The sequence below is a fragment of the Nocardiopsis sp. iso_186 genome, from assembly GCF_056173365.1.
Genome location: NZ_CM149670.1, coordinates 3,867,439 through 3,892,807, shown reverse-complemented (window position 1 = coordinate 3,892,807; position 25,369 = coordinate 3,867,439). Strand labels below are relative to the sequence as shown.

General features: G+C 69.2%; 22 protein-coding genes. 11 read left to right on the top strand and 11 right to left on the bottom strand.

The annotated features are described in order from the left end of the window. Window positions 1-12 precede the first annotated feature (12 nt). Window positions 13-1,311 (bottom strand): amidohydrolase family protein, encoded by a 1,299-nt coding sequence (locus AC0VYP_RS17120; protein WP_475470681.1) that lies wholly within the window; start codon window positions 1,309-1,311, stop codon window positions 13-15. A gap of 294 nt (window positions 1,312-1,605) precedes the next feature. Between AC0VYP_RS17120 and AC0VYP_RS17115 the strand changes: the two genes are divergently transcribed. Both AC0VYP_RS17115 and AC0VYP_RS17110 read left to right on the top strand, forming a co-directional pair. After that, the gene (locus AC0VYP_RS17115) at window positions 1,606-2,631 is read left to right on the top strand and encodes a class I SAM-dependent methyltransferase (protein ID WP_475470679.1); all 1,026 of its coding nucleotides are present in this window, start codon (window positions 1,606-1,608) and stop codon (window positions 2,629-2,631) included. Window positions 2,632-2,877: 246 nt separating this feature from the next. Continuing rightward, window positions 2,878-4,920, top strand: a complete 2,043-nt coding sequence (locus tag AC0VYP_RS17110) for a bifunctional copper resistance protein CopD/cytochrome c oxidase assembly protein (protein WP_475470677.1) — start codon at window positions 2,878-2,880, stop codon at window positions 4,918-4,920. A 23-nt stretch (window positions 4,921-4,943) separates the two neighbouring features. Here the strand turns inward: AC0VYP_RS17110 and AC0VYP_RS17105 are convergent, their stop codons facing one another. The 6 genes from AC0VYP_RS17105 to AC0VYP_RS17080 form a co-directional block, all read right to left on the bottom strand. Then, entirely contained in the window at window positions 4,944-5,345 is a 402-nt protein-coding gene (locus AC0VYP_RS17105) for a hypothetical protein (protein WP_475470676.1), read from the bottom strand. Between the two features lie 52 nt (window positions 5,346-5,397). Then, complete coding sequence (locus AC0VYP_RS17100) at window positions 5,398-6,114, bottom strand: AAA family ATPase (protein ID WP_285757023.1); 717 nt, start codon at window positions 6,112-6,114, stop codon at window positions 5,398-5,400. A 156-nt stretch (window positions 6,115-6,270) separates the two neighbouring features. Continuing rightward, on the bottom strand, window positions 6,271-9,297 hold the full coding sequence (locus AC0VYP_RS17095; RefSeq protein ID WP_475470674.1) for an AAA family ATPase: 3,027 nt from the start codon (window positions 9,295-9,297) through the stop codon (window positions 6,271-6,273). Beyond that, complete coding sequence (locus AC0VYP_RS17090) at window positions 9,297-10,454, bottom strand: exonuclease SbcCD subunit D (protein WP_475470673.1); 1,158 nt, start codon at window positions 10,452-10,454, stop codon at window positions 9,297-9,299. The genes AC0VYP_RS17095 and AC0VYP_RS17090 overlap by 1 nt, the downstream gene beginning before the upstream one ends. Before the next feature lie 84 nt (window positions 10,455-10,538). Next, window positions 10,539-11,198 (bottom strand): O-methyltransferase, encoded by a 660-nt coding sequence (locus AC0VYP_RS17085; RefSeq protein ID WP_475474275.1) that lies wholly within the window; start codon window positions 11,196-11,198, stop codon window positions 10,539-10,541. 117 nt (window positions 11,199-11,315) lie between these two features. Beyond that, a complete protein-coding gene (locus AC0VYP_RS17080) occupies window positions 11,316-12,032 on the bottom strand; it encodes a metal-dependent hydrolase (protein ID WP_285757019.1) in 717 nt (238 codons plus the stop codon). 254 nt (window positions 12,033-12,286) lie between these two features. Here AC0VYP_RS17080 and AC0VYP_RS17075 point away from each other — a divergent pair, with 254 nt between their 5' ends. Genes AC0VYP_RS17075 through AC0VYP_RS17055 form a run of 5 tightly spaced genes read left to right on the top strand, consistent with a single transcriptional unit; the run spans window position 12,287 to window position 18,183 of the window. Beyond that, window positions 12,287-14,116 (top strand): ABC transporter substrate-binding protein, encoded by a 1,830-nt coding sequence (locus tag AC0VYP_RS17075; protein WP_475470671.1) that lies wholly within the window; start codon window positions 12,287-12,289, stop codon window positions 14,114-14,116. Window positions 14,117-14,118: 2 nt separating this feature from the next. Next, entirely contained in the window at window positions 14,119-15,153 is a 1,035-nt protein-coding gene (locus AC0VYP_RS17070; RefSeq protein ID WP_432707405.1) for an ABC transporter permease, read from the top strand. Further along, on the top strand, window positions 15,150-16,061 hold the full coding sequence (locus AC0VYP_RS17065; protein ID WP_475470670.1) for an ABC transporter permease: 912 nt from the start codon (window positions 15,150-15,152) through the stop codon (window positions 16,059-16,061). The genes AC0VYP_RS17070 and AC0VYP_RS17065 overlap by 4 nt, the downstream gene beginning before the upstream one ends. Continuing rightward, a complete protein-coding gene (locus AC0VYP_RS17060; protein ID WP_285757016.1) occupies window positions 16,058-17,095 on the top strand; it encodes an ABC transporter ATP-binding protein in 1,038 nt (345 codons plus the stop codon). The genes AC0VYP_RS17065 and AC0VYP_RS17060 overlap by 4 nt, the downstream gene beginning before the upstream one ends. After that, on the top strand, window positions 17,092-18,183 hold the full coding sequence (locus tag AC0VYP_RS17055; protein WP_285757015.1) for an ABC transporter ATP-binding protein: 1,092 nt from the start codon (window positions 17,092-17,094) through the stop codon (window positions 18,181-18,183). The genes AC0VYP_RS17060 and AC0VYP_RS17055 overlap by 4 nt, the downstream gene beginning before the upstream one ends. A gap of 174 nt (window positions 18,184-18,357) precedes the next feature. Here AC0VYP_RS17055 and AC0VYP_RS17050 read toward each other — a convergent pair whose 3' ends face one another. From AC0VYP_RS17050 to AC0VYP_RS17035, 4 genes are read right to left on the bottom strand one after another with little or no spacing between them, the layout of a single operon-like run. Beyond that, window positions 18,358-19,047: a GntR family transcriptional regulator gene (locus tag AC0VYP_RS17050; protein WP_475470669.1), complete on the bottom strand. Its 690-nt coding sequence runs from the start codon at window positions 19,045-19,047 to the stop codon at window positions 18,358-18,360. Between the two features lie 60 nt (window positions 19,048-19,107). Continuing rightward, window positions 19,108-19,611, bottom strand: coding sequence for a flavin reductase family protein (locus AC0VYP_RS17045; RefSeq protein WP_285757013.1), 504 nt, complete (start codon window positions 19,609-19,611; stop codon window positions 19,108-19,110). Between the two features lie 29 nt (window positions 19,612-19,640). Beyond that, complete coding sequence (locus AC0VYP_RS17040) at window positions 19,641-20,066, bottom strand: ester cyclase (protein ID WP_475470668.1); 426 nt, start codon at window positions 20,064-20,066, stop codon at window positions 19,641-19,643. Continuing rightward, window positions 20,053-21,675, bottom strand: a complete 1,623-nt coding sequence (locus tag AC0VYP_RS17035) for a BCCT family transporter (RefSeq protein WP_475470667.1) — start codon at window positions 21,673-21,675, stop codon at window positions 20,053-20,055. Before AC0VYP_RS17035 ends, AC0VYP_RS17040 begins: the two co-directional genes overlap by 14 nt. A gap of 297 nt (window positions 21,676-21,972) precedes the next feature. On the opposite strand from AC0VYP_RS17035, the gene AC0VYP_RS17030 reads away from it, so the two are divergent. Genes AC0VYP_RS17030 through AC0VYP_RS17015 form a run of 4 tightly spaced genes read left to right on the top strand, consistent with a single transcriptional unit; the run spans window position 21,973 to window position 25,368 of the window. Further along, entirely contained in the window at window positions 21,973-22,602 is a 630-nt protein-coding gene (locus tag AC0VYP_RS17030; RefSeq protein ID WP_285757010.1) for an amino acid synthesis family protein, read from the top strand. After that, entirely contained in the window at window positions 22,599-23,150 is a 552-nt protein-coding gene (locus tag AC0VYP_RS17025; protein WP_475470666.1) for an amino acid synthesis family protein, read from the top strand. Before AC0VYP_RS17030 ends, AC0VYP_RS17025 begins: the two co-directional genes overlap by 4 nt. 6 nt (window positions 23,151-23,156) lie before the next feature. Further along, window positions 23,157-23,888 carry an alpha/beta fold hydrolase gene (locus AC0VYP_RS17020; protein WP_475470665.1) on the top strand — a complete coding sequence of 244 codons (732 nt, stop codon included), beginning with the start codon at window positions 23,157-23,159 and terminating at the stop codon, window positions 23,886-23,888. Next, window positions 23,881-25,368, top strand: a complete 1,488-nt coding sequence (locus AC0VYP_RS17015; RefSeq protein ID WP_475470663.1) for an aldehyde dehydrogenase — start codon at window positions 23,881-23,883, stop codon at window positions 25,366-25,368. Before AC0VYP_RS17020 ends, AC0VYP_RS17015 begins: the two co-directional genes overlap by 8 nt. Window position 25,369: the final 1 nt, after the last annotated feature.

Sequence of the window (25,369 nt, the reverse complement as noted above, 5' to 3'; positions counted from 1 at the left end):
CGGCCTGCCTACTCAGAGCCGAATCGGGAGCAGCGGACCTCCGTGCGTCCCGCGCCCCGCGGTCGCGATGGAGTCGGAGCTGGTGGGTACCGCCATCCCCCGCAGCCAGGTACCCAGGACCCTGCCCTGCAAGCGTCGGGTGGCGTAGGGGCCGCCCTCGGTGACCGGAACCACCTGCGCGGAATCGGGATCGAAGGCCACCAGGTCGGCGTCGTAGCCGGCCTGGATGCGCCCCTTGCCGGTCAACCCGATCACCTCGGCCGGTCGTTGGGCCGTCCACAGGCTCAACCGGGCGAGGTCGAGATTGCGTCGCCGGGCCGCGGTCCACAGAGCGGGAAGCGTCCAGCGGATGGCTGCCACGCCCGTTCCGGGGCGATGACCGGAGGAAACCGAACCGACGATGTCGCCGGCGCTGTCCAGCAGGGCGCTCCACAGGGCGCCCCGATTGGCGTCGGAGCGGATCGGTGGACGGCAGCGGTAGGAAGGGTCCGTGTCGGGCACGTGCTCGGCGGGCAGGCACAGATAGTGCGGACAGGTCTGGGCGCTGATGGGGACCCCGATCGCCCGTGCAGCAGCGAGGACCGCTGCGCACTCGGCTGCGACAAAAGGTGCCACGTGTGCCCGCGTTCCGCTCACCCGGGCCGCCGCGATCACCCGTTCCAGGCCACGTCGTTCGGCCCGCGGGGGCCGAGCCGCCAGCAGCGCTGCGTTGCCCTCCCGCTCGGGGGTGTTCAACTCCCCGGAGTCTTCGGCGTGGACCAACAGGGGAACGTCCATCATCGCCAGTTCGGCCATGATCTTGCGCAATTGGATGTCGCCCAGCGGGGCGAGGTCGGGTTCGCCCCCGTCGGACAACGAGCAAGCGAACCCCAGTACTCCGTTGGCGCGCAGATCGGCGAGTTCGGCAGGGCTGCTGCGCGGGGTGATGCCACCGAGAAAGGCCACGTGCGTCGCCGACACTCCAGCTGATGCGTGCAGATGGGCGCGCAGCGCGGCGGTGGAGGTGATGGCCGGGCGAGCCGGTGCCGGGGCCACGACGATGGTGGTGACACCACCGGCAGCAGCGGCCCTGGTGGTGCGGGCATAACCCTGGGACAGCGACTGGCCCGGAGCCTGGACGGCGACGTCGATGTCCACACATCCCGGCATAAGGGCGATCTGGCCGAGATCGGTCTCGGCGGCGGCGGGGAGGTCGGCCGAGTAGTCGCCGACCGCGGCGATCCGCCCTCCGAAGACCGCGACCGCCGCGGGCCCCACCCCCATGGGGGTGACCGTGCACTGGGATCGGATGACGAGATCGAACTGGCGCATCTAGTCCCCTTTAATGGTGATCGGCCGATGCGGCGACGTGTTCCCGGGGCGCTCGGCCACGGGAGCCTTTCCGGGGCACGAACGGTTGGCGAATACCCGTTTTCGGTTTGGCGACCGTATCGCGATCCCGGTTGGCATTGCGCTAATGTCGGCAGCGCCGTCAGGCGGTGTCCTGCGGGTTTCCTATTTTTCCCAGTTGCCCTCCGGTTCGCTGGCGTTTTGTTCAAATATCTATTTGATATTTCCCAAAGCCGGTAGCTGGACCGGGGTCAGGCCCCCGCTGGAGGACCGAATATGAGAATTCCTCGCACTCGCTTGTGGGCGCCTCCCGTCCTCGCGGTTGCCGTCGGAGCGGTTGCCGCAGCCGTCTTGGCGGTGAGCGGCACACTCGCTGTCGCAGACGCCGTCCAACTGGTTCTGCTCGTCGGAATCGGTGCAGGTGTGGCCCTGCTCCTGGTGACCGTGCGGCGTGCGTTGCGCCGCCTGGACCGGCTGGCCCGCTCCGACCGTGCTGCCCAGGACAAACAATTGGCGCGGGCACGAACGGAGCTCGGACACGAGATCACCGGGGCCCTGGAGATGCTGCGCACCGACGCAAGGGAACGCGATCAACGACACGCCGAGCAGCGTTCCGCGGAGATCAAGGCACTCAAAGAACACGTCACCGTACAGGGCCGTCGCGACTACGAGCAGCATGTCGCCTGGCTGCAACTGCGGGACTTCGTTGCCCCGGGATCTTTCATGCCGCCGCTGCGCGGCTGGGCCGCGTCCCCCGACGTGCTGGGTCTGATCGCCGCCACCATCGCCGAGCGCCGCCCCGGACTGGTGGTCGAGTGCGGCAGCGGTTCCTCAAGCGTCTGGCTGGGATACGCGCTGCGCAAGGCAGGGAAGGGACGCTTGATCGCCCTGGAGCACGACGAGCGGTACGCCGAACTGTCACGCGCGCTCATCGACGCCCACGGGCTCACCGACATCGTCGAGATCCGCCACGCGCCCCTCCGAGACTGGACTCCCGGAGGCGGGCCCGAAGCACACTCCCAGCCCTGGTACGACACCGACGGGCTCGACGGTGTCAACGGGATCGGCCTGCTCTTCGTGGACGGCCCGCCGGCCGCGACCGGTCCCCAGGCACGCTACCCGGCGCTCCCCGCTCTGGTCGCACGTTGCGCGCCCGACGCGGTCGTCGTCCTCGACGACACCATCCGCGCCGAGGAGCGCGCCATCAGCGACCGCTGGCTGGCCGAATACCCCGACCTGCGCCGAGAGGTCGTGGACACGGAGAAGGGCGCACATGTTCTGATTCGCGGATCTGTGTCCTGACCTGCTTTTTTCTCGTAATGTGCGCTGCGGCGGGGGCGAAATCGTAGAAGATGGTCCCTCGTCTACTCTTGGTCGAGGCGGTGTCCGCACTGGACGTTATGGGCTTGCTTTTCGGTGACGCGGCCGACGTGATCGCCCCGTGGCTGTGGGGAGGTCTCGGCGTGGTCGTAGGAGTCGGGATCGCTGGGCTGGTGATCAGACACCTCCGCAGACAGCAGTAATCCCGACGACGACGGAGCGGCAGGCGTGGCATCCCCTGGGACCCCGGACACCAAGAGAAACGGTCGGCGCGCCCGTGAGGACGCCGTACTGGTCGCAGCTGCCGCAGCTGTGGCGTCCCTCATCGCACTGGCCACCGCGCTGGTGCTCGGCGGAGCGGGGGTCGCCCAGGTCATCCCCGGCCTTCCTGACGCGGGCATGGTCACCCGCTGGGGGCTGCCCATCGCCAAGAACACGATGGGTCTGGCCGGGGCACTGACCGTCGGTCTGCTCGTCATGGCGGTGTTCCTGCTGCCCCTGCGCAAGGGGGAGCTCGGCGAGCAGGCGCAGTCCTATCTGCGCGCCTCCTCCTGGGCCGCGTTGACCTGGGCGGTAGCCGCCTGCGCCACGCTCGTCTTCCAGCTCTCCGACATTCTCGGTCTGCCCCCCATGGCGGTCCTGGATGATCAGATCACCAGCTATGCCGGCTCGGTTCCCCAGGGCATCGCCCTGATGACGGTCATCCTCATCACCACCGGGGTCGCCCTGATCGGGCGAACAGCCGCAACCCCGGCCGGCGTGATAGGTCTGCTCGGCCTGGCCCTGGTCGGACTGGTGCCTCCCGCTCTCACGGGTCACGCGGCCTCCGCCCCCAGCCATGAACTCGCGGTCACGGGTGTCGCGCTGCACCTCATCACCATCTCGCTCTGGGTCGGCGGCCTCGCGGCGCTCGCTTTCCACGCGCTGCGTGCCAACAGCGAACACCTGTCCGTGGCCGTGAGCCGGTTCAGCCGGCTCGCGCTGTGGGCCTGGATCGGCGTCGGAGTCAGCGGTCTGGCCAGCGCCGCCGGCCGTCTCTACACCCCGACCGAGCTGTTCACCACCTCCTATGGGCTGATCATGCTCGCCAAGATTATGCTGTTCGCGGTTGCGGGCTTCATCGGCTGGCTGCACCGGCGCCACATCGTCGCGAACCTCACCGAGACCAGTGGCCGGGCAGGGTTCACCCGGCTCGCCGTGGTCGAGGTCCTGCTCCTGTCGGCGACGATGGGACTTGCCGCCGCACTGAGCCGCACCGCACCGCCGCAGTCACCGATCGACTTCGACGCCGCCGTCAACCCCGTGCGCGAGCTCCTGGGCTTCTCGATGCCGCCCCCCATGAGCGCCACCACCCTGCTCACCCTGTGGCGTCTCGACCTGTTCTTCATCCTGCTGGTGGTCGTGCTGGGCGGGCTCTACGCGGCAGGCGTCGTCCGGCTGGTGCGCCGCGGGGACGGTTGGCCGGTCGGGCGCGTCATCGCGTGGTTCCTGGGACTGCTCACCATCGTCATCACCCAGCTCAGCGGCTTGGCGACCTACTCGATGGTCCTGTTCAGCACGCACATGATCCAGCACATGACACTGTCCATGCTGACCCCGATCCTGCTGGTCCTGGGTGCCCCGGTCACGCTGGCGCTGCGGGCTCTCAAACCGGCCCGCCAACGCGGGGACAAAGGCCCGCGCGAGTGGCTGACCGCCTTCCTCAACAGCCGTTTCTCCCACTTCGTCACCCATCCGGGCTTCGCGGTGCCGATGTTCGTGGGCAGTACCTACGTGCTCTACTTCAGCCCGCTGTTCAGCTACCTCATGCTCAACCACCTGGGACACCTGGTGATGGGTGTGCACTTCCTGCTCACCGGGTTCCTGTTCTACTGGGTCATCATCGGCGTGGACCCCGCGCCGCGGAAGGTGCCCCACCTGCTGCGGATCGTGCTCCTGCTGCTGGTCATGGGGTTCCATGCGTTCTTCGGCATCGCCATCATGATGCAGACCGAGCCCTTGGCGGCCGACTACTACAGCAGACTCCAGGTACCGTGGCTGACCAGCCTGGCCGACGACCAGTACGCCGGCGGGGGAGTGGCCTGGGCCCTCGGGGAGATCCCGACACTGCTGGTGCTGCTCGTGCTCGTGGTGCAGTGGATCCGTGACGACGAACGCATGGAGCGCCGCCGCGAGCGCCACAGTCGGCGCGGGGGGTCCGACGACGCCGACATGGACGAGTACAACGCCTACCTCGCCTCACTGGAGCGTCGCGCGAAGAAGAACAGCTGACCCCCGCGCCGTAGAGGAGGGGATCAGGCGAGCAACGTCGCAAGGCCGGCGCCGGCCGCGCCCAGGAGCACACACGCCGCGAGGCCGCCCAGTACCGGCGGCTGAGCGGGTGCGCTGCGGGCCGTTGGAAGCCGGCGCAGGAACAGTGCGGTGAACGCCAGGTTCGAGCAGTAGACCAGCAGGGCCACGCACAGGGCCGACGCGAGCGCGGCCCATGGTCCCCCGTCCGGTGCGCGCCTCAGCAGGTCGAAAGCGGCCAGTGCCGGAAGCAGCGCCAGCACCGCGAAGGCCGCGACACCGAGCACGCGGCGCGGACCGGTGCCGGACCCGTTTCCGGAGAGGACGAGCAGCAACCCTTGGAGCGCGGCGTTGACCAGGACACCGCCAGCCCCGAAGGCCACGATATTGATGAGCAGCGAATTCACCGGACGATTGTCCCACCGGGCGCGCAGGCCCCGCGTCCGCCCCCATACCGCTTCACAGTGTCGTGAGGAGGGCGGCGCTGCTGTAGACCTGCGGGCAGGTCAGGACCCGTGCGGCCGGGCCGTATGACGACCGGCCGGCCGCCGGCCTCGCCCCGAACACGATTCTGCGCAGCCCCGAGGCGCGGACCCGGTTCAGTACCACCACCGAATGGGACCCCGGCAGTGTGGAGGCGCCGGCGCAGGCGTCGATCAGCGCACGCCAGCGTCGCTCGTGCGTGCGAAAGCTGCGCGCCGTGATGACCCGGCCGCGAGTGATCTGCCCCTGTCTGGCTTCGCGGGGGTCGGCGTCGATCAGGAGGACGTGCATCTGGACCCCGGCAGCCCGGCAGCACAGGCCGATCAGTCGGCGGATGATCCCCCGTGTGGCGGCCTCGTGCACGATGACAGGGCCGCCACCGCGCAGCGCGGCCACGACCCGGACATAGTGCAGTACGTGTACGACCCAGCGCCAGCTCGGGTAGGGCACTCCTCGAAGAATCGGGGTGAGGCGATTGCGCGACTGTAGGGAATCCACGATCCACACCCCGTCGGAGGTGCGCACAGTGCTGGTCTCGGTGCCGGTGAGACCGTAGAGCCGGTTGATCAGAGTGCTCTTTCCGGCGCCGGGAATACCGCCGAGCAGCACCAACGAGCGTCGGGGATAGCGCAACGTGTGGCTTTTGGGCGGTTTGGCGGGTAGCGGATGAGTGGAGACGCGAATGGTATTCATCGTCGGGTATGTCACCGTTACGGGTAAGCCGCGATTAAAAGCTTCGATCAAAATCGGATAGAGGGCAGTTCAAAAAACACTTGACGGTGGTGAGACGAAATGCCGCGAGAACCCGACCCCGTCCGCGACGCCGGGTGCACCATTGTCGATTTCCGGTCACGAGGTCTGCTCGATCGTGGACCCCGACGCGGTCTTGGAAACCCTCAGCTGGGTGGGGATGCGATTGCGCAGGTCGGCGACGTGACTGACCACACCGACCGCGCGCCCTCCATCCCGCAGCTCGTCCAGGACCTCCAGCACTTCCTCCAGGGTGTCCTCGTCCAGGGTGCCGAACCCCTCGTTGACGAACAGGGTGTTGATGTCGGCTGCACCGGCCGAGGCACCGGCGACGTCCCCCAGCCCCAAGGCCAGTGCCAGGGAACTGATGAACGTCTCCCCGCCGGAGAGGGTTGCGGGGTCGCGCTCCTGACCGGTCCAGGAGTCCAACACCCGAAGCCCCAGACCGCCACCCGAACGTTTACGATCGCCCGCGGCCTTGTCCACGGTGTGGCGCAGGAGATAGCGCCCACCCGACATGGAGGCGAGCCGGTCGTTGGCCGCACCGGCCACCTGCTCCAGGCGGGCCGCCAGCACGTAGGACGACAGTTGGACCCCGTCCCGGTTGTCCTTGGCGGTCCCCGCCGCCAACTGGGACAGGCCGTAGGCCAGCGCGTGGCGTTCCCGGGCCGGCAGTGAGTCCGCCAGCCGCGAGGTGAGGTCTGCGCGCAGCCGCTCCAGGCGCCGCGCACGCTCGTCCAGGCGGTCCCGCCACGCCCCGGCCTGCTCGCGCATCCGTTCGGCCTCCGCCGCGGCGTCCGCCAAGGCGGCGAGGTCGGGTGGGGCGGCCATCCCGGCGGCAACCAGGTCGGGATCGTCGAGCTCGGTGTCCACCCGAACCCTTTCGTGGTCGTACTCCTCGCCCTGCCTGCGCAGTTCCCGTAGCTGAACCGCTGTCCGTGCCGCGTGATTGGCCGCCTCGACGCCGTCGAACCCGGACTCGGCCAGGCCCCGGCGCAGTTCCCGACGGGCTTCCACCACCTGTTCGGCAGCGGTCAACCGGTCGCCCAGGGTCTCGGCGGCGAACTGCAGAAGGTCGGCCTCGGTTGTCAGCCGGGCTTCGCGCGCGGCGAGATCGGCATCGTCGCCGCGCGCCTCGTCCAGGCGTTCGGTGAGCCGCGCCTCCTGTCGGCCGAGCTCCGCCACCTCGGCCTGCGCCGTGGCGCGCTCGGTGCCGATCCGTGTCGCCTCGCTCCGCGCCCGCTCCAAGGCGTCGTCCAGTGCAACAAGACGCTCGTCCAACCTGACGACCTCTGCTTCGGCCGCATCGGACACGGTGAGTTCGGCCTGTGCCGTCTCCACCGCCTCCGCGGCTGCGGAGGCGTCGCATCCTTGAGTCGCGGCCTGTGCCGCGGCCAGTCGTTCGGTCAGGGCGTCCACGATGCTCTTCGCGGCCTCGCGCCGCTCCCGGGCGGTCGTCGCGGCGCGCCGTGCAGCTGCCTGGTCGTCCCTGGTGGGACGGCCCTCATCACCCAGGGCGGGTGCGGGGTGCTCGGCTGAGCCGCACACCGGGCAGGCCGAGCCGGCGGCGAGCGTGTCGGCGAGCTCGGCGGCCATCCCGGCGATACGCGCCTCGTCCAGTGCAACGGCCCTCTCCTCGGCGGCCACAGCGCTCTCCCGCGCACTCAGGTGGGCCTCCTGGGCGCTGCCCAGCTCGGCTCTCAGCCGCTCCGACTCCCGGACGGCATCGTGCACGGTCCGTGCCGCACTGAGCCGCAGTTCGAGGGCCTCACGTGCTCCCGTGCGCGAGCGCGCCTGCTCCAGTGCCGACAGGACCGGGGCCCGCCGATCGGGGAGGTCGGCCAGCTCGGTGGCGGTGGTTTCGTGGGCCGTTGTCAACTGCTCGATCCGGGCGGCCAGCCGATCGAGCTCACGGCGGACGCGGTCGCGTTCCACCGCCGACTTGTGCAGCTCCGTCAGCCGGGCGATCTCGTCGCGACGCAGGCGCTCGGCCGCCCGGAGCTCACCGCGGGCCAAGGCGTCGTCGCCGGCCGGGACGTCGGCAGGATCATCGGGGGTCAGGACGAGGTCGGGAAGGTCCAGGAGCGCGTCGGTGAACGACAGTGCGTCGATCGCCCGCCGATGGGCCTTCTCCAACCGGGCTCGTGCCTGGTCGGTCCCGCTGATCAGCTGGACCACCGGCATGGCGCGGTCGGCGGCCTCGACCTGTGCGCGCAGTCCGGCCCGCCAGTCGGCACGCCCGGCCAGCTCCTGGGATCTTGCCCTGGCCTTCGCCAGCCGGTTACGGCTGATGGCGAGCTCGCGTCCGGCGCGCAGGGCCGTTGCGGCACGACGGTCGTGGTCGGCGAGTTCTGCGGCGGCCTCGGCGGCGTCGAAGGCGGTTCCCCGGGCGACACAGGCCAGCTCGGCGGCCCACGGTGTGAGGTCGTCCAGTCCGGTGTCGATCGGACGGGGACTGCCGGAGCGATCGGCGATCAGGTCGGCGACCCTGGAGACCTCCTGCTCGGCCGCGTCGGCCGCGTGCTTGAGACCCAGTGCGTGCTCGGCCAGCCATTTCTCGACCTTGGCGAACACGCCTGTGTCGAAGATGCGTTCCAGGGACTTGCGGCGTTCGTCCGCGCCGGAACGAAGAAAACGCGCGAAGTCGCCCTGGGGCAGCAGCACCAGCTGGCAGAACTGCTCCCGGTTCAGGCCCAGCAGGTCGCCGATGAACTCGTCGGCCTCGCCGGGGCGGGTGCTGATCGGGGTCGGATCGCCCCCGGCCGGCAGCTCCTGGACCAGCACCGAGGCGTTCTCCACCCGAGTCCCGCTCCCGCGCAGTTTGGGGCGCTCCCACTTGGGCGAGCGCACGACGCGGATCCGTCGTCCCCGAATGGTGGTCTCCAGCGTGACCTCGGGTTTGACGCTGGGGCCCGCGTGATCGCTGTGCAGGGACTTGGCTGCCTCCCGTGCTCCGGGGACCTTTCCGTACAGCGCGAAGCACACGGCGTCCAGCACCGAGGTCTTTCCCGCCCCGGTGGGTCCGTGGATGAGGAACAGCCCCCCGGCGCCCAGCGACTCGAAGTCCACGGTCTCGGTGCCGCCGAACGGGCCGAACGCCGTGACGGTCAGGGTGTGCAGGCGCATCAGTTGCGTCCTTCCGCGACTCGGATCTCCTCGAACGCGCGGTCGATGAGGGCACGTTCGGCGTCGTTGGCCGGGGCCGTGCGAGCCCATTCCACGAAGTCCAGCACCAGTTCCGGGGCAGGGCGCCCGGAGGTGCGCCGTACCCAGTCGAGTTCCCGCGCCGGGAGGTCGCCCTCCGGTGCGAATTCCAGGACCAGGGTGTGCGGGAAGCGCTCGCGCAGCTGTTCCATGGGGCCCCGAGGCCGGACCGCGTCGGTCAGCGTCACCTGCACCCAGTGGTCCTCGTGGCGGGCCAGCGCGGGGTCGCTCAACAGGTCGTCCAGCCGGCCGCTGAGCCTGGACAGGGGGCGCGGGACCGGTGCCTCGACGAAGTCGGCGGAGGCCACCCCGGAAGAGTCCAGGTCGATCAGCCAGGAGCCCTTGACGTGGTGGTGCTCGGAGAAGGAGTAGGCCAGCGGGGAACCGGAGTACCGCACCGTCTCGGTGATGCGCTTGCGGCCGTGCAGGTGGCCCAGGGCCACGTAGTCCACGCCGTCGTACAGCGAAGCCGCGACGTTGGCGCTGCCGCCGACGCTGATGTCGCGTTCGCTGTCGCTGGGTTCGCCGCCGGTGACGAACGCGTGGGAGAGAACCACCGACCGGGTGTCGGTACGGGTGGCGAGGTCGGCACGCACCAGGTCCATGGCGCGGGAGATCGCCGCGGTGTGTCCGCGCTCGGCAAGGCCCCAGGGTTGGCGTACGAGTTCGGGCTCCAGATAGGGGATGCCGTAGAAGGCCACGGGGCCGCTGCGCTCGTGGTCGATGACCACCGGGGTGGCGACGGCGGTCTGTTCGACGGAGCTGCGCAGGTGGATGCCGGAGACGTCGATGAGCCCGGTGGCGTAGTCCATGCGCACCAGGGAGTCGTGGTTGCCGCTGATCAACACCGCCCTGGCCCCGGTGCCCTGGATGCGGGCCAGTGCGTCGCCGAACAGTCGGACCGCGTTGACCGGTGGCAGCGCGCGGTCGTAGAGGTCGCCGGAGACGCACACGACGTCCACGCGTTCGGCCCGGATGGTCGCGATGAGGTGGTCGATGAACGCCGCCTGGGCGTCCAGGAGGTTCTCCCGGTGGAAGGAGCGCCCCAGGTGCCAGTCGGAGGTGTGCAGCAGACGCATAACCCCGGAGGTTATCGGTGAACCGGAGGAGGTAGGGGAGGCCGAGGAGAAATCTGTGGATCGGATCGGCCCCCGCGCGGCTTGTTACTTCTTACGAGCCAGGGTGAGGCCGTCCCCGATGGGGAGCATGACCAGATCGACCCGGGAGTCGGCCAGGGCGTGGTCGTTGAAGTCGCGGATGCCTTGGACCGCCGATCCGTTCTCGGCGGGGTCGATCACCCGGCCATGGGAGAGGACGTTGTCCACCAGAAGTGCGCCGCCCGGGCGGATCCGCGGTACGAGTTCTTCCCAGTAGCCGATGTAGCCCTCCTTGTCGGCGTCGATGAAGGCGAGGTCGAACTGCGGTTGCCCGGCCAGCGCGCGCAGGGTCTCCAGCGCGGGGGCCAGCTTCAGTTCGATCCGGTCCGCCACGCCGGCCCGCCCCCAGTAGTCGTGCGCGACCGAGGTCCATTCCTCGCTGACATCGCAGGCCAGCAGGCGGCCGTCCGCGGGCAGTCCCCTGGCCAGGCAGATGGAGGAGTAGCCGGTGAAGGTACCCACCTCCACGGCGTCACGGGCGCCGCTCAATCGCGTCAGGGCGGTCATGAACAACCCCTGTTCGGCACCGATCTGCATCCCCGCGCGGTCGGGGAAGCGCCGCTCGGTCTCGGCGGCCAGGTCCAGCAGGACCTGGTCCACCGGTGAACTGTGCTCGACCAGATAGTCGTGCAGCTGTGGACTGAGACTCTCCGAGATGCGTGTCACGCCATCAGCGTAGGACAAGCCGGCGGCCCTCCTCGAAGGAACCGCCGGCTTCGCGGGAATGGTGGAACCGGAGGATCCGCCCGGTCTGCCCGGGAGGGCGCCCGCCTCGTTTTGGTCCTACGCGTCGGGCATGAGTTCGAGCCAGGGGAACAGGTACACCGACAACAGGACGATCGCCAGGGTCAGTACCGGGGTGATGACATTGCGCTCCACCTTGCCGTCGGTCTTGAACCCCATGAACTTCAGACCGAAACGGTACTTCCACACCGGCCAGAACAGGGGGACGCCCGCCTCTGTGAGCATGTCTCCGATGAAGTGCAGGATGCAGCCGAAGGCGACCGCGATACCGATCCAGTTGTAGTTGACCCCGGAGGTGTAGAGCGCCAGCGTGATACCGGCCGTCGCTAACGCGTTGATGATCTCGGCCGCGACCTTGTTCTTGCTCATGCCGTAGCCCAGGCCGTTGAAGGCGATGCCGATGAGGAGGAACACGAAGATCTGTACGGCGAGGTCCGACCACAGCGCCAGTGCCTGGGTCATGCCGCCCATGAGGAGGACGAACAATATGGAGTGGGTCCCGTTGCGATGACCGCCGAACGCCCAGTTGAACAGGGCGCCCAGGGTACGGGTGAACACCCCGTAGGTGTTGGTGATGGTGGCGCTCTTGTGGTCGAGGTCGGGGATCAGCGCGGCGCCCGCGCAGACCAGTGCGCCGGCGATGATCTCACCCGGCCCCAGATCGAACCTGACGCCCATGACCTCGGTCCCGTTGAGAAACGGAACGACTGCCATCCAACCGACCACGCCGCTCAGTGCGTGAGAGTGCCCCATCATGGCGGGAACCGTAGCGGCTGGCGGCTTTTCTGGCGAATTGCCGAAAAGACCATAATTACTGGCCAGGAGGTGACAATCACGTTGCGCTTCCGATTCGCGACCCCGTGCAGCCGGGACTATATACGCGTTGTAATCATTCGGTTGTGAAATGTCGATGTCGATCGTTGACGCTGTCGTCACCGCGCTGGTAGACAACCAGCAACGAGACACCCCGTCACATCCTCTTGCCCCGATGTCTTAGAGGGATCGACACCATGGCCGTGCCGCAGTCTCCCGCCCGACGATGGTTCCCCTACCGGACGGCTGCACTTTCCGCGGCCCTCGTCCTCACCGCCCCGGCGCTCGCCCCCGCCGCGTCGGCCCAGGACGCCCCCGATGCCCCCGAGGGCCAAACCCTCACGATCGCGGTGTCCCAGCCGGTTGACACCTTCAACCCCTTCCAGGCCCAACTCGCCAGCAGCACCAACGTGCTGCGGCTGATCTACCCCATGCTCACCGTCCCCTCGGCCGAGGACAACACCCCGGGGGGAGAGCTCGCCGAGAGCTGGCAGACCTCCGACGACGGTCTCACCTGGACCTTTCGGATCCGGGACGGGCTCACCTGGAGCGACGGCGAGCCCCTGGACGCAACCGACGCGGCCTGGACGCTCACCACGATGATGGAGGACGAGGGCGCGGCCACCGCCAACGGCAGCTTCGTCGCCAACTTCGAGAGCGCGACCGCTCCCGACCCCGGCAGCCTCGTCATCGAACTGTCCGAGCCCCAGGCGACCATGCTCGCCCTGGACGTCCCGATCCTGCCCGAACACCTCTGGTCCGACGTCAACGACTACGTCGGCTTCCCCAACGACGACTACCCCGTGGTCGGTTCGGGCCCCTTCATCCTCACCGACTACGCCGCGGGGGAGTCCATCACCCTGGACGCCAACCCCGACTTCTGGCGCGGCCCCCCCGGCTTCGACCGTCTCGTCCTGCGCTACTACACCGACCAGGACGCCATGGTCGAGGCCCTGCGCAGAGGCGAGGTGTCGGTCGTGCACAACCTGACCCCGGCCCAGGCCGACGCCCTCGAAAGCACCGACGGCATCACCGTCAACGCCGCGGACGGCAAACGATTCACCGCCTTCACCGTCAACCCCGGCGCCCGCACCAGCGGGGGCGACCCCATCGGAGACGGCCATCCCGCGCTGGGCGACCGGGCCGTGCGCCAGGCGATCATGCTCGGCATCGACAAGGACGTCCTGGTCGATCGGGTCTACGGCGGGTACGCAACCGCGGCGGGCGGCTACATACCGGCCCGCTACCCCGACTACCACTGGGAACCGGCGGGGGACGAGCGCCTCGACTTCGACACCGGTCGAGCCCGGGAGGTGCTCGACGACGCCGGCTACGAGGAGGGGGACGACGGTGTCAGGGTCTCCCCGGACGGCGACCGTCTCTCCTTCCGGATGGCGGTGCACAACGACCGGCCCGACTACGTCCAGATCGGCCAGTTCATGGAGGAGTGGCTGGCCGACATCGGCATCGAGGTGCAGGGTCAGTACATCGACTCCGGACAGATCGGCGACCGGCTCAACGACGGCGAGTACGACCTGATCTTCACCGGCTGGACCGTCAATCCCGACCCCGACTACGTCCTGGGCCTGCACACCTGCGACGCACTGCCGGACCGGCCCGGCACGATGCGCAGCGACTCCTATTTCTGCAACGAGGACTACGACCGGCTCTACTCCCGACAGCTCGCCGAGTACGAACCGGGTGCCCGCGCCGACATCGTGCACGATATGCAGCGCGTGCTCCACGACGAGGCCGTCGTCAACGTCCTCGTCTACGCCGACATGCTGGAGGCCTACCGCTCCGACCAGATCGCCTCCATCCAGCCCCAGCCCGACCCCGGGGGCAACCTCTGGGGCCAGGACGGCTACTGGAGCTGGTGGTCGGCGCAGCCGGCCGCGTCCGACACCGACCCGGGGCCCTCCCCGTTCCTGATCGGCGGGATCGTGCTGGCCGTTGTGGTCGTGGGCGGCGCCGTCGTCCTCCTCGTCCTGCGCCGCCGCGGCGCGAGCGCCGACGACCGGGAGTGAGCGTGGCCCAAGCGACGACCGAGAAAGCCGCGCCGCAGCGCGTGAAGAGGGGCGACCCGGGCCCGATGCTCCGGCTCGTCGCCACGCGCCTGGCCGGGGCCGCGGTCTCGCTGATCGCGGTGATGCTCACCGCGTTCTTCCTGTTCCGTGTCCTGCCCGGTGACCCGGTCCGTGCCATGACCCAGGGCCGTCCGGTCAGTGTCGAGCAACTGGCCGAGCTGCGTCGGCAGTACGGCCTGGACAAGCCCCTGCATCAGCAGTTCCTGGACTACTGCGCGGGACTGGCCCGCTTCGATCTCGGCACCTCCTACCAGTATCGGCTCCCCGTCACCGAACTCATCGCCGACCGGCTGTGGCCGACCCTGCTCCTGGTGGGCACCGGGACCCTCCTCGCGGCGGCCCTGGGCCTGTGGTTGGGCACCAGGGCGGCCTGGAGACGGGGCCGCGTCACCGACCAGGTCACCACCGGGATCGCGCTGACCCTGTGGTCGGTGCCGACGTTCTGGCTCGGTCTCGTCCTGATCGTGGTGTTCGCGGGCGGGGCCGGAGGTGTCCTGCCCCAGCTGTTCCCCACCGGAGGGATGTCCACCCCGGGGGTCACCGGAACGGCGGCGATCCTGGACACCGCCCACCACCTTGTTCTTCCGGTCACCACGATGGTCGCAGTCCTGTACGCCCAGTACCTGATGGTCATGCGCTCCTCGCTGCTGGACGAGATGGGCTCCGACTACCTCATGACCGCGCGCGCCAAAGGACTGCGCGATGCCCTCGTACTGCGCCGCCACGCCGTGCCCAACGCGCTGCTGCCCACGGTGACCCTCATCTTCCTCAACCTCGGCCAGGTCGTGGCCGGGGCGATCCTCGTCGAGGCGGTGTTCTCCTGGCCGGGGCTGGGCCAGCTCTTCTACCAGGGGCTCCGCCTGCCCGACCTTCCCCTGGTCCAGGGGATGTTCATCTTCTTCTCCGCGTCGGTGATCCTCATGAACCTGCTCGCTGACCTGGTGTACCCGCTCCTGGACCCGCGAGTGCGCCCGTGAGCGCCACCACCCCGGCCGACTCGCCGCGCGCCCTCGCCTGGCGGCGCCGCCGCCAGGCCCTCGTTGACGTCTGGCGCGCCTACCGCACCACCCCGGCCGGACTCGTCGGCCTCGCCGGACTCGTGCTGTTCGTGCTCGTGGCACTCACGTCACCGCTGCTGGTCACCGCCGACGACCTCAGCGTGATCCGGGCCCCCTACGAGCCGTACCAGCCTCCGGCAGCCGCCTATCCCCTGGGCACCGACAACTTCGGACGCTCGCTGCTCGACCTGGTCATCTGGGGATCGCGTATTTCGTTGACGGTCGGTTTCCTCGCCACCCTGGTCTCGGTCGCGCTGGGGTCGCTCGTGGGGATCGTCGCCGGGCACTTCCGGGGGTGGGCCGGGGTCGTGCTGATGCGCGTCACCGACTGGTTCCTGGTCCTGCCAACCCTGGTGCTGGCGGTCGCACTGGCCGCTGTCCTGGACCGCAGCACGTTCACCATCGTCCTCGCCATCGGCGTCACCGCGTGGCCCACCACCGCCCGGCTCGTCCGTGCCCAGACCCTGGCGGTGGAGGCGCGCCCCTACATCGAGCGCGCCCGCGCACTCGGCGGCGGCCACGTACACGTCATGGTGCGCCACGTCCTGCCCAACGTGATGCCCCTGGTCCTGGCGCAGACCACGTTGCTGGTCGCCAGCGCCATCATCGCCGAGTTGACGCTGGCCTTCCTGGGACTGGGCGACCCCACCACCGTGTCCTGGGGGGCGATCCTGCAGGACGCGCGCCGGGCAGGGGCGGTCAGTTCCGGGGTGTGGTGGTACCTGCTTCCCCCCGGGTTGGCGATCGCCCTGGTGGCCATGGCCTTCACCCTGTGCGGGCGCGCCCTGGAAGTCGTCCTCAATCCCCGACTGCGGGAGCGCCGGTGAACCACCTGCAGATCAGCGACCTCACTGTCGCCTACCGGGTGGGTGGGCACACCGTCCCGGCCGTCCGCGGAGTGGACCTCACCGTGCCGGCCGGCGGCAAGCTCGGCGTGGCCGGTGAGTCGGGGTGCGGCAAGTCCACCGTGGCACTGGCCGTCCTGCGGCTGCTGCCGGCCAATGCGACCGTCACCGGCCGGGTGCTCCTGGACGGCGAGGACGTTCTCACCATGAGATGGGGTCGGCTGCGCGCCGTGCGCTGGGCCGGTGCCTCCATCGTCTTCCAGGGCGCGATGCACTCGCTCAACGCCGTGCACCGGGTGGGTGACCAGATCACCGAGCCCATCCTGCTGCACGGCAAGGGGGCGATCACTCCGGCCGTCGCCGAACGTCGGGCGGGCGATCTGCTGGAGCAGGTCGGCCTGCCCGCGCACCAGGCCGCCGCCTACCCGCACGAACTCTCGGGCGGGCAGCGCCAGCGGGTCATGATCGCCATGGCTCTGGCCTGCGAACCGCGGCTGATCATCGCCGACGAGCCCACCACCGCACTGGACGTCATGATCCAGGCGCAGATCTTGCGGCTGATCGACGGCCTGGTCACCGAGCACGGCATCGCCCTGATGATGATCAGTCACGACCTGTCGGTGCTGGCCGATACCTGTGACCGTCTCGCCGTGATGTACGCGGGGCGGGTGGTGGAGGAAGGACCGGCGCGGACGGTCTTCGCCACCGCTGTCCACCCGTACGCCGCCGCGTTGGGCGCGGCCTTCCCCACTGTCGGGGACCCTGCCGCACGACGCGCCCCGCGGGGCCTGGCCGGCGATCCTCCCGACCCGGCGCAGCTGGAAGGGGGATGCTCCTTTTGCCCCCGGTGCCCGCGTGCGGTGGCCGAGTGCGCGCGTGTCGATCCGGCACTGCGCCCGGCCGGCCCCGATCGCGCGGCGGCCTGCATCCTGGTTCCGCCAGGGGGGCCTTCACCGAGGTCCCTCCGTGCCTCGGCGGCTGAGGTTCCCGCTGCTCCCGAGGGAAGGCGACGATGACGATCCCCGATCGGACGGTGTCCGACACGCGCACGGTGCTGTCGGCGTCGGGGCTGGGCGTGCATTTTCCGGCCAGGCGCGGCCGTGCGGTGGCACGCGCGGTTGACGGGGTGGATCTGGATCTGGGGTCGGGGGAGATCGTCGCGTTGGTGGGGGAGTCGGGGTGCGGCAAGTCCACCCTGGCGCGCACCCTGCTCGGCCTTGAGCGCCCTACACATGGATCGGTGCTGTTCAACGGTGTCCCTTTGGGCTACCGTGCGCGCGACCTCAAGGCGTACCGCCGCCGGGTGCAGTTGGTGCTCCAGGACCCGAGCGGTTCCCTCAACCCTCGCCACAGCGTCTACGAGGCGGTCGCGGAGGGTTTGCGCATCCACTACGGTGTGCGAGCAGACGAGCGCGCGCTCGTCGCCGGCGCCCTGTCCCGCGCGGGGCTGCGCCCAGCCGAGCGGTTCTTCCTGCGCTACCCGCACGAACTCTCGGGCGGGCAGCGCCAGCGCGTGGTCATCGCGGGCGCACTCGTGCTCGAACCCGAGGTCATCGTCGCCGACGAACCGGTCGCCTCCCTGGACGCCTCCGTGCGCGGCGAGATCCTGGCGCTGCTGATGGGGCTGCGCGACGACCTCGGCCTGTCCGCCCTGGTCGTCACGCACGACCTCGGTCTGGCATGGAACATCGCTGACCGGGTCGCGGTGATGTACCTGGGCCGGATCGTGGAGGCGGGCCCGGTGGAGGAGGTCCTGACCGCGCCCCGTCACCCCTACACCCGGGCGTTGCTCTCGGTGCTTCCGGAGTCGCAGGTCAAACCGGCCACCGTTCTCGCCGGGGAGCCACCCGACCCCGCCCGAATCCCGGGCGGCTGCCGGTTCCACCCGCGCTGTCCGGTCCTCTCCTCGGGCGACGCGGCCCGGGCGGGTGTGGCACAGGCGTGCCGGACCCTCGACCCGGTGCCGGCCCCGATTCCCGGCGGGGCCGCGACCAGAACAGGCGGGGACGTGTTCCCGGACGGGAGCGGAGCCGCCGGTGCGGTTCCAGGGACCACGGCACAGCAGCACACCGCTGCCTGCCATGCGCAGGCCCTGTTCCGCTGATCCAGGAGACCGGCCTAAACGATTCCCGGATCGTTCACGGGGGCGGGAACCTCCTGCACACGGCGAAGGGCGCCCGGGGTCGGTCTGCGAAGACCGATCCCGACGCCTTCCTCGCCGCACCCCGCGTCCAGCCGGACGACCGTGTGCTCCCCTCGACGGTCCTGAGCCGGGCCGTCACGATCGGGGACGCCCACTCCCACGGCCGTCGTGGACACTCGACCCAGGAAGGCTCGCCAGCAGGGCGCGACGGCTCTCCCGCACATGCTCCCTCATGACCCGCTCGGCACTGTCACTGTCCTTCGACCGCACCAGTTCCAGCACCAGGTGGTGTTCGCGTTCGGACTGGAGCGGACGTCCGGGCTGGTTCAGCGACGTCATCACGAGGCGGGGGTAGGCGAGCTGGTTCATGAGCGTCCGGTAATGCGCCTCCAACTTGTGGTTGTCGGCTCCCCGGACGACGAGGTCGTGGAACTCGTGCACCAGATCGGCGTAGCGCTTCCGGTCGTCCCGTGCGACCGCCTCGTCGGATTCCCGAAGGTTGCGTTCCAGCTGATCGATCTCCGGCACCCGTCCCCGGAGCGCGAGGAGCCTGGCCGCCGCGCCTTCGAGCAGCTCCTTCATCTCGAAGAGCTCCGTGATCTCCCGTCTGGACGGAGCCGTGACGAAGGTGCCGACCCTGGGCCGGATTTCGACCAGGCCCTCGGTCTGCAACTGCTTGAGCGCTTCACGGACCGGTGTGCGGCTGACCCCGTATTCCTCGGCCAGGGCGAGCTCCGAGAGAGGGCTGCCCGGTTCGATGCTGCCGCTGATGATGCGTCCGCGCATCTCCTTGATGACGGTGGCCTGAATGGATGTGGAGCTCAAATCGCGCGTGCCTCGCGCCACTGGGACGCCTCCTTCTCCATGAGTGAAACGCGTGGTCGATTATCCCAGGGGAGGAAGTGCCGCACCGTCGAAGAACCGACCGGCGCTGTAGACCATGGGAGCGGTGTCCGTGACCTCGGCGTGTACCACGCGGCAGATGAACACCGTGTGCGTGCTGGCTTGGAGCCGCTCCCGGATCAGCACCTCCATCCGGGCGCTGCTGCGGGCGATCAGCGGGCTTCCGTGGGGGCCCGGAGCCCAGTCGAGGCCCGCGAACTTGTCGTCGGACTTGCCCGCGAAACGGGTGACGACTTCGAGCTGCTCGGTTGACAGGATGTTGACGGCCAGGTGTTCGGTCCGGAACAGGCAGTCGTGGGTGGAGGAGGTGTGCTGGACGCACACCATCACCACGGCCGGGTCCAGCGAGATGCTGGAGAAGGCGTTGACGGCCAGGCCCTTGGGCGTGTCGCCGTCCATCGCCGTCACGACCGTGACTCCGGTGACGAACTGCTTGTTGACCTGCTTCATGAGGTCGGTGTCGATTTTCGCGGGGAGGGTGTCCACGGGTGTGCTCCTCGGTGTTGTGGGTGGGACTAGTCCTGGCCGACGCTGATGATTCCGAGCGCGGTGAGCAGCGTGCGGGGGTCCCAGGTCACGACCTCTTCCGTGATCCGCCCGTCCTCGAACCGGGCGAAGGTAGCCCCGCTCACCCGCACGAGGCGTCGTGTGGCGGGTACACCCAGGAGCGCGCCCTGGTGCGTCCCGGAGCTGTGCCAGCGGATCGCGGCGCGGTCGCCCTCGATGACGATCTCGTCAACCGTTGTCGTCAGGTCGGGGAAGGCGGAGCGGGTGGCGAGGATCGACGCCTTGAACGCGTCGAGGTCCAGGGGATGGGACTCCGCGTTGCGGCGCAGGTAGCCGGGACCGTGCAGTTCGTCGAGCGCGTTGACCTCGCCGTGGTTCCAGGCCTTCTCCCAGGTCCTTTGGATACTCGTCCGGCGGGACTCAGCGTGCGGCATCGGTTTTCTCCTTCGTGTGGGAGTTCGTGGCGTGGTGGTCGGCCGTGATCTCCCGGCCCAGGGCGATGGTCAGGCCGGCGATGATCACGAGGAAGGGCAGTGAGGTCACGATGACCGTGTTCTGGAGGGCGCCGAGGCCGCCCGCGAGCATGAGTACCATCGCGGTGAGTCCGGTGAGCACACCCCAGAGGACGAGTACCGGGCGGCTCGGGTTGAGTGAGCCGTGGGAGGTCAGCGTGCCCAGCACGTAGGTGTTGGAGTCCGCGCTGGTGACGAAGAAGATCACCGCGAGCAGGACCGCGACCACGGACGTCACCGTGGAGAGCGGGAGGTGGTCGAGCGTCGCGAAGAAGGCGTTGCCGAAGTCGGCGGCGGTCTGTTCCGCGATGTCCCCGCCTTGGAACAGGTCCACGTGGATGGCTGTTCCTCCGAAGACCGCGAACCAGGTGAAGAAGGCGATGCTCGGTACCGTCAGCACGCCGCCGATGAATCCGCGGATCGTGCGTCCCCGGGAGATCCGGGCGAGGAAGATCCCGACGAACGCCCCCCAGGAGACCCACCACGCGAGCATGAAGTAGGTCCATCCCTGCATCCACTCCAGGTCGCCGAAGGCGGCGCCCTGCAGGCTCATCCGGAAGAAGTCGCTCGCCCACAGGCCGAGCGACTCGATGTAGAGGTTGGCCAGGAAGACGGTGGGGCCGACGGCCAGCACGAAGACGAACATGCCGATCGCCATGGCACCGCTGACGTAGCTCAGCATCTTGATGCCCTTGTTGATGCCGGTGACGGCCGACATGGTGAAGATGGCCGTGATCACCGCGATGACGAGGACCTGGAAGACGGAGTTGACGGGGATTGTGAACAGGCGCCCCATCCCGTTGCTGATCTGAAGCGCTCCGAGGCCCAGGGACGTGGCGGTGCCGAAGAGCGTGGCGAAGACGGAGAGGACGTCGATGGCCTTGCCGATCGGGCCGTTGACCCGGTCTCCCAGGAACGGGGTGAAGAGCTGGCTGACGAGCGGCCGGCGCCCCTTGCGGTAGGTCGAATAGGCGATCGCGAGCCCGAACACGGCGAAGACCGCCCAGGCGTGTAGCCCCCAGTCGAAGTAGGAGTACTGGAGGGCGCGGACAGCGGCCTCCGGGGTGTTGGGCTCGGCGAGCCCGTGGGGCGGGACCGCGAGGTGCGAGATGGGCTCTGCGACGCCGTAGGAGACGAGGCCGATGCCCATCACCGCGCCGAGGAGCATGGCGAACCAGGTGAGGTTGGAGAACTCCGGGCGGTCGGTGTCCTTGCCGAGCCGGGTCCGGCCCACGGGGCTGAACGCCAGGAAGACCAGAAAGACCAGGATGCCCAGCGTCGCGAACAGATAGCCCCATCCGAACGACGCGGTGACCCAGTTCAATGAGGTCGCTGTGACCCTGTTGAGGTTTTCGGTGAACAGCGCCGCCCAGGCGACGAAGACCACGGCCACGGCGATGGAGATCCAGAAGACCGAACCGAGTTGTCGGACTCCCCGGCCCGTGGGCGGCTTCCCCACGCCGTCGAGGCCGCGGGAGAGTCCTGCCCCCGGCGCACCGTCCGGCCCGGGTATACCGACTTCCGCCGGCACGGGCTTCTCCTGCGCCGTTGCGCGGGGAGTTTCCCTACCCGCGGGAGGCTGCTCAGACATGGGACTCCTCGGTTCGACGAGCCGCTTCACCGACTCTGGCATGCAAGAGATCGTAAGCCATGTCACAGTGCGCATGTCAAGACTTGGGTTCGCGGTCATCCTCCCGCACGTGAAAGCTTGCAAATAATTGCAGTTGGGGGCTTGTTGGGAAGAAGTCCGCCGGAGTGCTGGTCGGCTGTTGCGCCTGGACGCGCTCACTCTTGACCTTGCATACATGAACGATCTAATGTCTGTGCCATGCAAGAGATCGCCTCCCATTCCACCGCCGAGCGGATCGCTCTGCGCAAGCTGGTGACCTATCGGGACGTCGTCGTCACAGAGGCGGGAGTGCGTCCGGTTCACCCCGCGCGGCGGGCCAGCGTGGCTGCGGTGGTGCGCAACCCCTGGGCGGGAAGGGAGCCGCTCGCGGACCTGTCCGAAGAGCAGGGGCGCGTCGCGCCGGTGCTTGCCGGCATCCTCACGGACCACCTCATCGCGGCCCTGGGCGGAGCGGACGAGATCGAGGCGTTCGGGAAAGCCGCGATCGTCGGCACCGCCGGGGAGATCGAGCACGCGGGGGCCCTCATCCACACGCCCTACTTCGGCAACCTCGTGCGCGAGTTCCTGCGGGGCGAGTCCATCATCTGTTTCTCCGACGCACGCGCCGGAGCCGGTGAGGACCTGATCGTGCCGATGTGGCACAAGACCCACGCCGCGACGCGCAGCCACTACCAGACCATCAGCGCGCGGGTCGGAGACGCGCCGCGGGCCGACGAGATCGTCGTTATCGCCGCGGCATCGACCGGACCGCGCCCGCACCCGCGCATCGGTGACCGCACCACCGACCGCGCCGTAACCGCGCAGAACCTGGAGGACGTCCTGTCATGAACATCCGCAAGATCGTCACCTACGTCGAGGTGACCACCGCCGAGGGCGGCCGTCCTGTCAACCCCGCAGCCCGCATCGCCGTCGTGGCGGCCGTCATCGACAACCCCTGGGCAGGTCAGGGTTTCGTCCAGGACCTGGGCCCCGGCATCGACGCCACCGCCTCCGACCTTGGCAAGCTCCTCGCGCCGGAGGTCCTCGAAGCGCTCGGCGAACCTGCCGAGGCCTACGGCAAGGCGGCCATCGTCGGCTTGGACGGGGAGGTGGAGCATGGCTCGGCCCTGATCCACACGCTGAAGTTCGGCAACCACTTCCGCGAGGCGGCCAACGCGACCACCCTGTTGCCCGCCGTGGAAAAACGCGGCGGGGTCGGAGCGGTGTTCGACATCCCGCTGAAGCACATCACCGACGCCACGATCCGCTCCCACCACCAGACCGTGGAGATGCGCGTCGCCGACGCGCCGCACCCGGACGAGATCGTCATCGCGCTCGCCGCCGCCTCCCGTGGACGCCCGCAGCAACGACTGGCCGACCTTTCGACGGAACAGTAGACACCCATGACCAAACCGACCCTCGTGCTGCTCCACGGTGTCGGGCTCGACCACACCATGTGGGAACCCGTGGCCGAGCTGCTGGCCGACCGTTTCACCGTCGTGACGCCCGATCTGCTCGGTCACCGCCCGGGCTCCCCGGCGCCCGCGGGAACGACCCTGGCGGACCTCGCCGAGGACGTGGCGACAAAAATCCCCGCGCGATCCCACGTGGTGGGCTTCTCGCTCGGAGCGCTCGTCGCCCAGCACCTGGCCCTGCACCGGACCGACCTGGTCGCGACGCTCACCTCGGTCAGCTCGGTGTGCCGACGCACGCCGGGAGAGCGCGAGGACGTGCTGCGACGCCTTAAGACCGCGCGCGTCAACTTCGGGGCGGCTGCGGCCGCTTCGCTGCGGCGGTGGTACGAGGGCACCGACGTCAGCCCGGACCGGGTGGCGCTCACCGAACGCACCCTGCTCGCCAACGACGTCAACTCCTTCCTCCACTGCTATCAGGTGTTCGCGACCGCGGACGCCGAACTGGGGCCGGACCTGGGACGGATTTTTGTGCCGTCCCTGGCCGTTACCGGTGAGGAGGACCCGGGGTCAACGCCCGCGATGACCCTCCGGCTCGCCGCCGCGATCCCGAACTGTCTCGCGACCACCGTGCCCGGAGCCCGCCACATGCTCCCTGTGCAACAGCCGCAGGCGCTCGTCGAGAGCATCACCGCCTTCATCGGAGACCACGCCCATGTCTGAACTCAGGAAGCTGAACCACCTCATCGGCGGCGAGCCGGTCGAGCCGGCCTCCGGACGCTACTTCGAGAGCACGAACCCGGCCACCCGCCACCCCCTTTACGAAGCGGCGCGGGGGGACGCCGCCGACGTCGAACGCGCGATGGTCTCCGCACGCCAGGCATTCGAGGACCCGCGCTGGCGGGACCTGAGCCAGACCAAGCGGGGGCGGCTGCTGCGGCGACTGGGTGACCTGATCGCCGAGAACGCCGAAGAGCTCGCCCGCATGGAGACCCTGGACAACGGCAAGCTCCTGCGTGAGATGCGCGGTCAGCTCGCGGGGCTGCCCGAGTACTACTATTACTACGCGGGTCTGGCGGACAAGATCCAAGGCGACGTGATCCCCGCGTCGGACCGGCGGGTGCTGAACTACACCGCCCGGGAACCGCTCGGCGTCGTCGGGGCGATCACCCCGTGGAACTCGCCGCTGACGCTGACCACCAGCAAGCTGGCCCCCGCGCTCTGCGCCGGGAACACCGTCGTGGTCAAGCCCTCCGAGTACACCTCGGCGACCGTCGTCCGGCTGGCCGAGCTGGTGGTGGAGGCCGGTTTCCCCCCGGGGGCCGTCAACGTGGTCACCGGCTTCGGTGCCGAGGCCGGACAGGCCCTGGTCAACCACCGTGGAATCGCCAAGATCTCCTTCACCGGCAGCACCTCGACCGGATCGCGCATCGCCTCCGCCACGGCCGGCCGCTTCGTCGGCTCCACCCTGGAACTCGGCGGCAAGTCGCCCAACATCGTGTTCGAGGACGCCAACATCCCGAACGCGGCCATGGGCGTCGTCGCGGGGATCTTCGCGGCCGCGGGGCAGACCTGCATCGCGGGCAGCAGGGTCCTTGCGCACAGGTCCGTCTACGACGAACTGCTCGAACTCGTCTCCGCACGGGCAGAGCGCATCCGCATGGGCGACCCGCTCGACGAGACTACCGAGATCGGTCCGCTGGCCTTCGAGGACCAGCGGGACAAGGTCGCCGGGTATGTGGACCTTGGCCGGAGCGAGGGAGCCCGGGTCCTGATCGGAGGCCGCTCCTCGGACGGCGGCCTCGGCGGGTACTTCTACGAACCCACCGTGCTGGTCAACGTGCACAACGACATGCGCGTGGTGCGGGAGGAGATCTTCGGACCCGTCCTGGCGGTCATGCCCTTCGACACCGAAGAGGAGGCCGTGCGCCTGGCCAACGACACCGAGTTCGGACTCGCGGCGGGTGTGTGGACCTCCGGTCTGGCGCGGGCCCACCGCGTCGCCACCCGCCTGGAGGCGGGGACCGTATGGGTCAACACCTACCGTGCGATGTCCCCGATGTCGCCGCGCCAGGGGTTCAAGAGCAGCGGGGTGGGTGTCGAACACGGCACCGAGACCATCAAGGAGTACACGCGGCTCAAGAGCGTCTGGATCAACACCAGCGAGGAACCGGTGTCCGACCCGTTCGTCCTCCGGAGCTGAG

Bases quoted from the DNA above. Each gene is read 5' to 3' on its own strand.
- AC0VYP_RS17095 (WP_475470674.1), bottom strand. From the start codon at position 9,297: ATGCGCCTGCACACCCTGACCGTCACGGCGTTCGGCCCGTTCGGCGGC.
- AC0VYP_RS17015 (WP_475470663.1), top strand. From the start codon at position 23,881: ATGTCTGAACTCAGGAAGCTGAACCACCTCATCGGCGGCGAGCCGGTC.
- AC0VYP_RS17040 (WP_475470668.1), bottom strand. From the start codon at position 20,066: ATGCCGCACGCTGAGTCCCGCCGGACGAGTATCCAAAGGACCTGGGAG.
- AC0VYP_RS17080 (WP_285757019.1), bottom strand. From the start codon at position 12,032: ATGATGGGGCACTCTCACGCACTGAGCGGCGTGGTCGGTTGGATGGCA.
- AC0VYP_RS17075 (WP_475470671.1), top strand. From the start codon at position 12,287: ATGGCCGTGCCGCAGTCTCCCGCCCGACGATGGTTCCCCTACCGGACG.
- AC0VYP_RS17090 (WP_475470673.1), bottom strand. From the start codon at position 10,454: ATGCGTCTGCTGCACACCTCCGACTGGCACCTGGGGCGCTCCTTCCAC.
- AC0VYP_RS17020 (WP_475470665.1), top strand. From the start codon at position 23,157: ATGACCAAACCGACCCTCGTGCTGCTCCACGGTGTCGGGCTCGACCAC.
- AC0VYP_RS17120 (WP_475470681.1), bottom strand. From the start codon at position 1,311: ATGCGCCAGTTCGATCTCGTCATCCGATCCCAGTGCACGGTCACCCCC.
- AC0VYP_RS17025 (WP_475470666.1), top strand. From the start codon at position 22,599: ATGAACATCCGCAAGATCGTCACCTACGTCGAGGTGACCACCGCCGAG.
- AC0VYP_RS17030 (WP_285757010.1), top strand. From the start codon at position 21,973: ATGCAAGAGATCGCCTCCCATTCCACCGCCGAGCGGATCGCTCTGCGC.
- AC0VYP_RS17115 (WP_475470679.1), top strand. From the start codon at position 1,606: ATGAGAATTCCTCGCACTCGCTTGTGGGCGCCTCCCGTCCTCGCGGTT.
- AC0VYP_RS17055 (WP_285757015.1), top strand. From the start codon at position 17,092: ATGACGATCCCCGATCGGACGGTGTCCGACACGCGCACGGTGCTGTCG.
- AC0VYP_RS17100 (WP_285757023.1), bottom strand. From the start codon at position 6,114: ATGAATACCATTCGCGTCTCCACTCATCCGCTACCCGCCAAACCGCCC.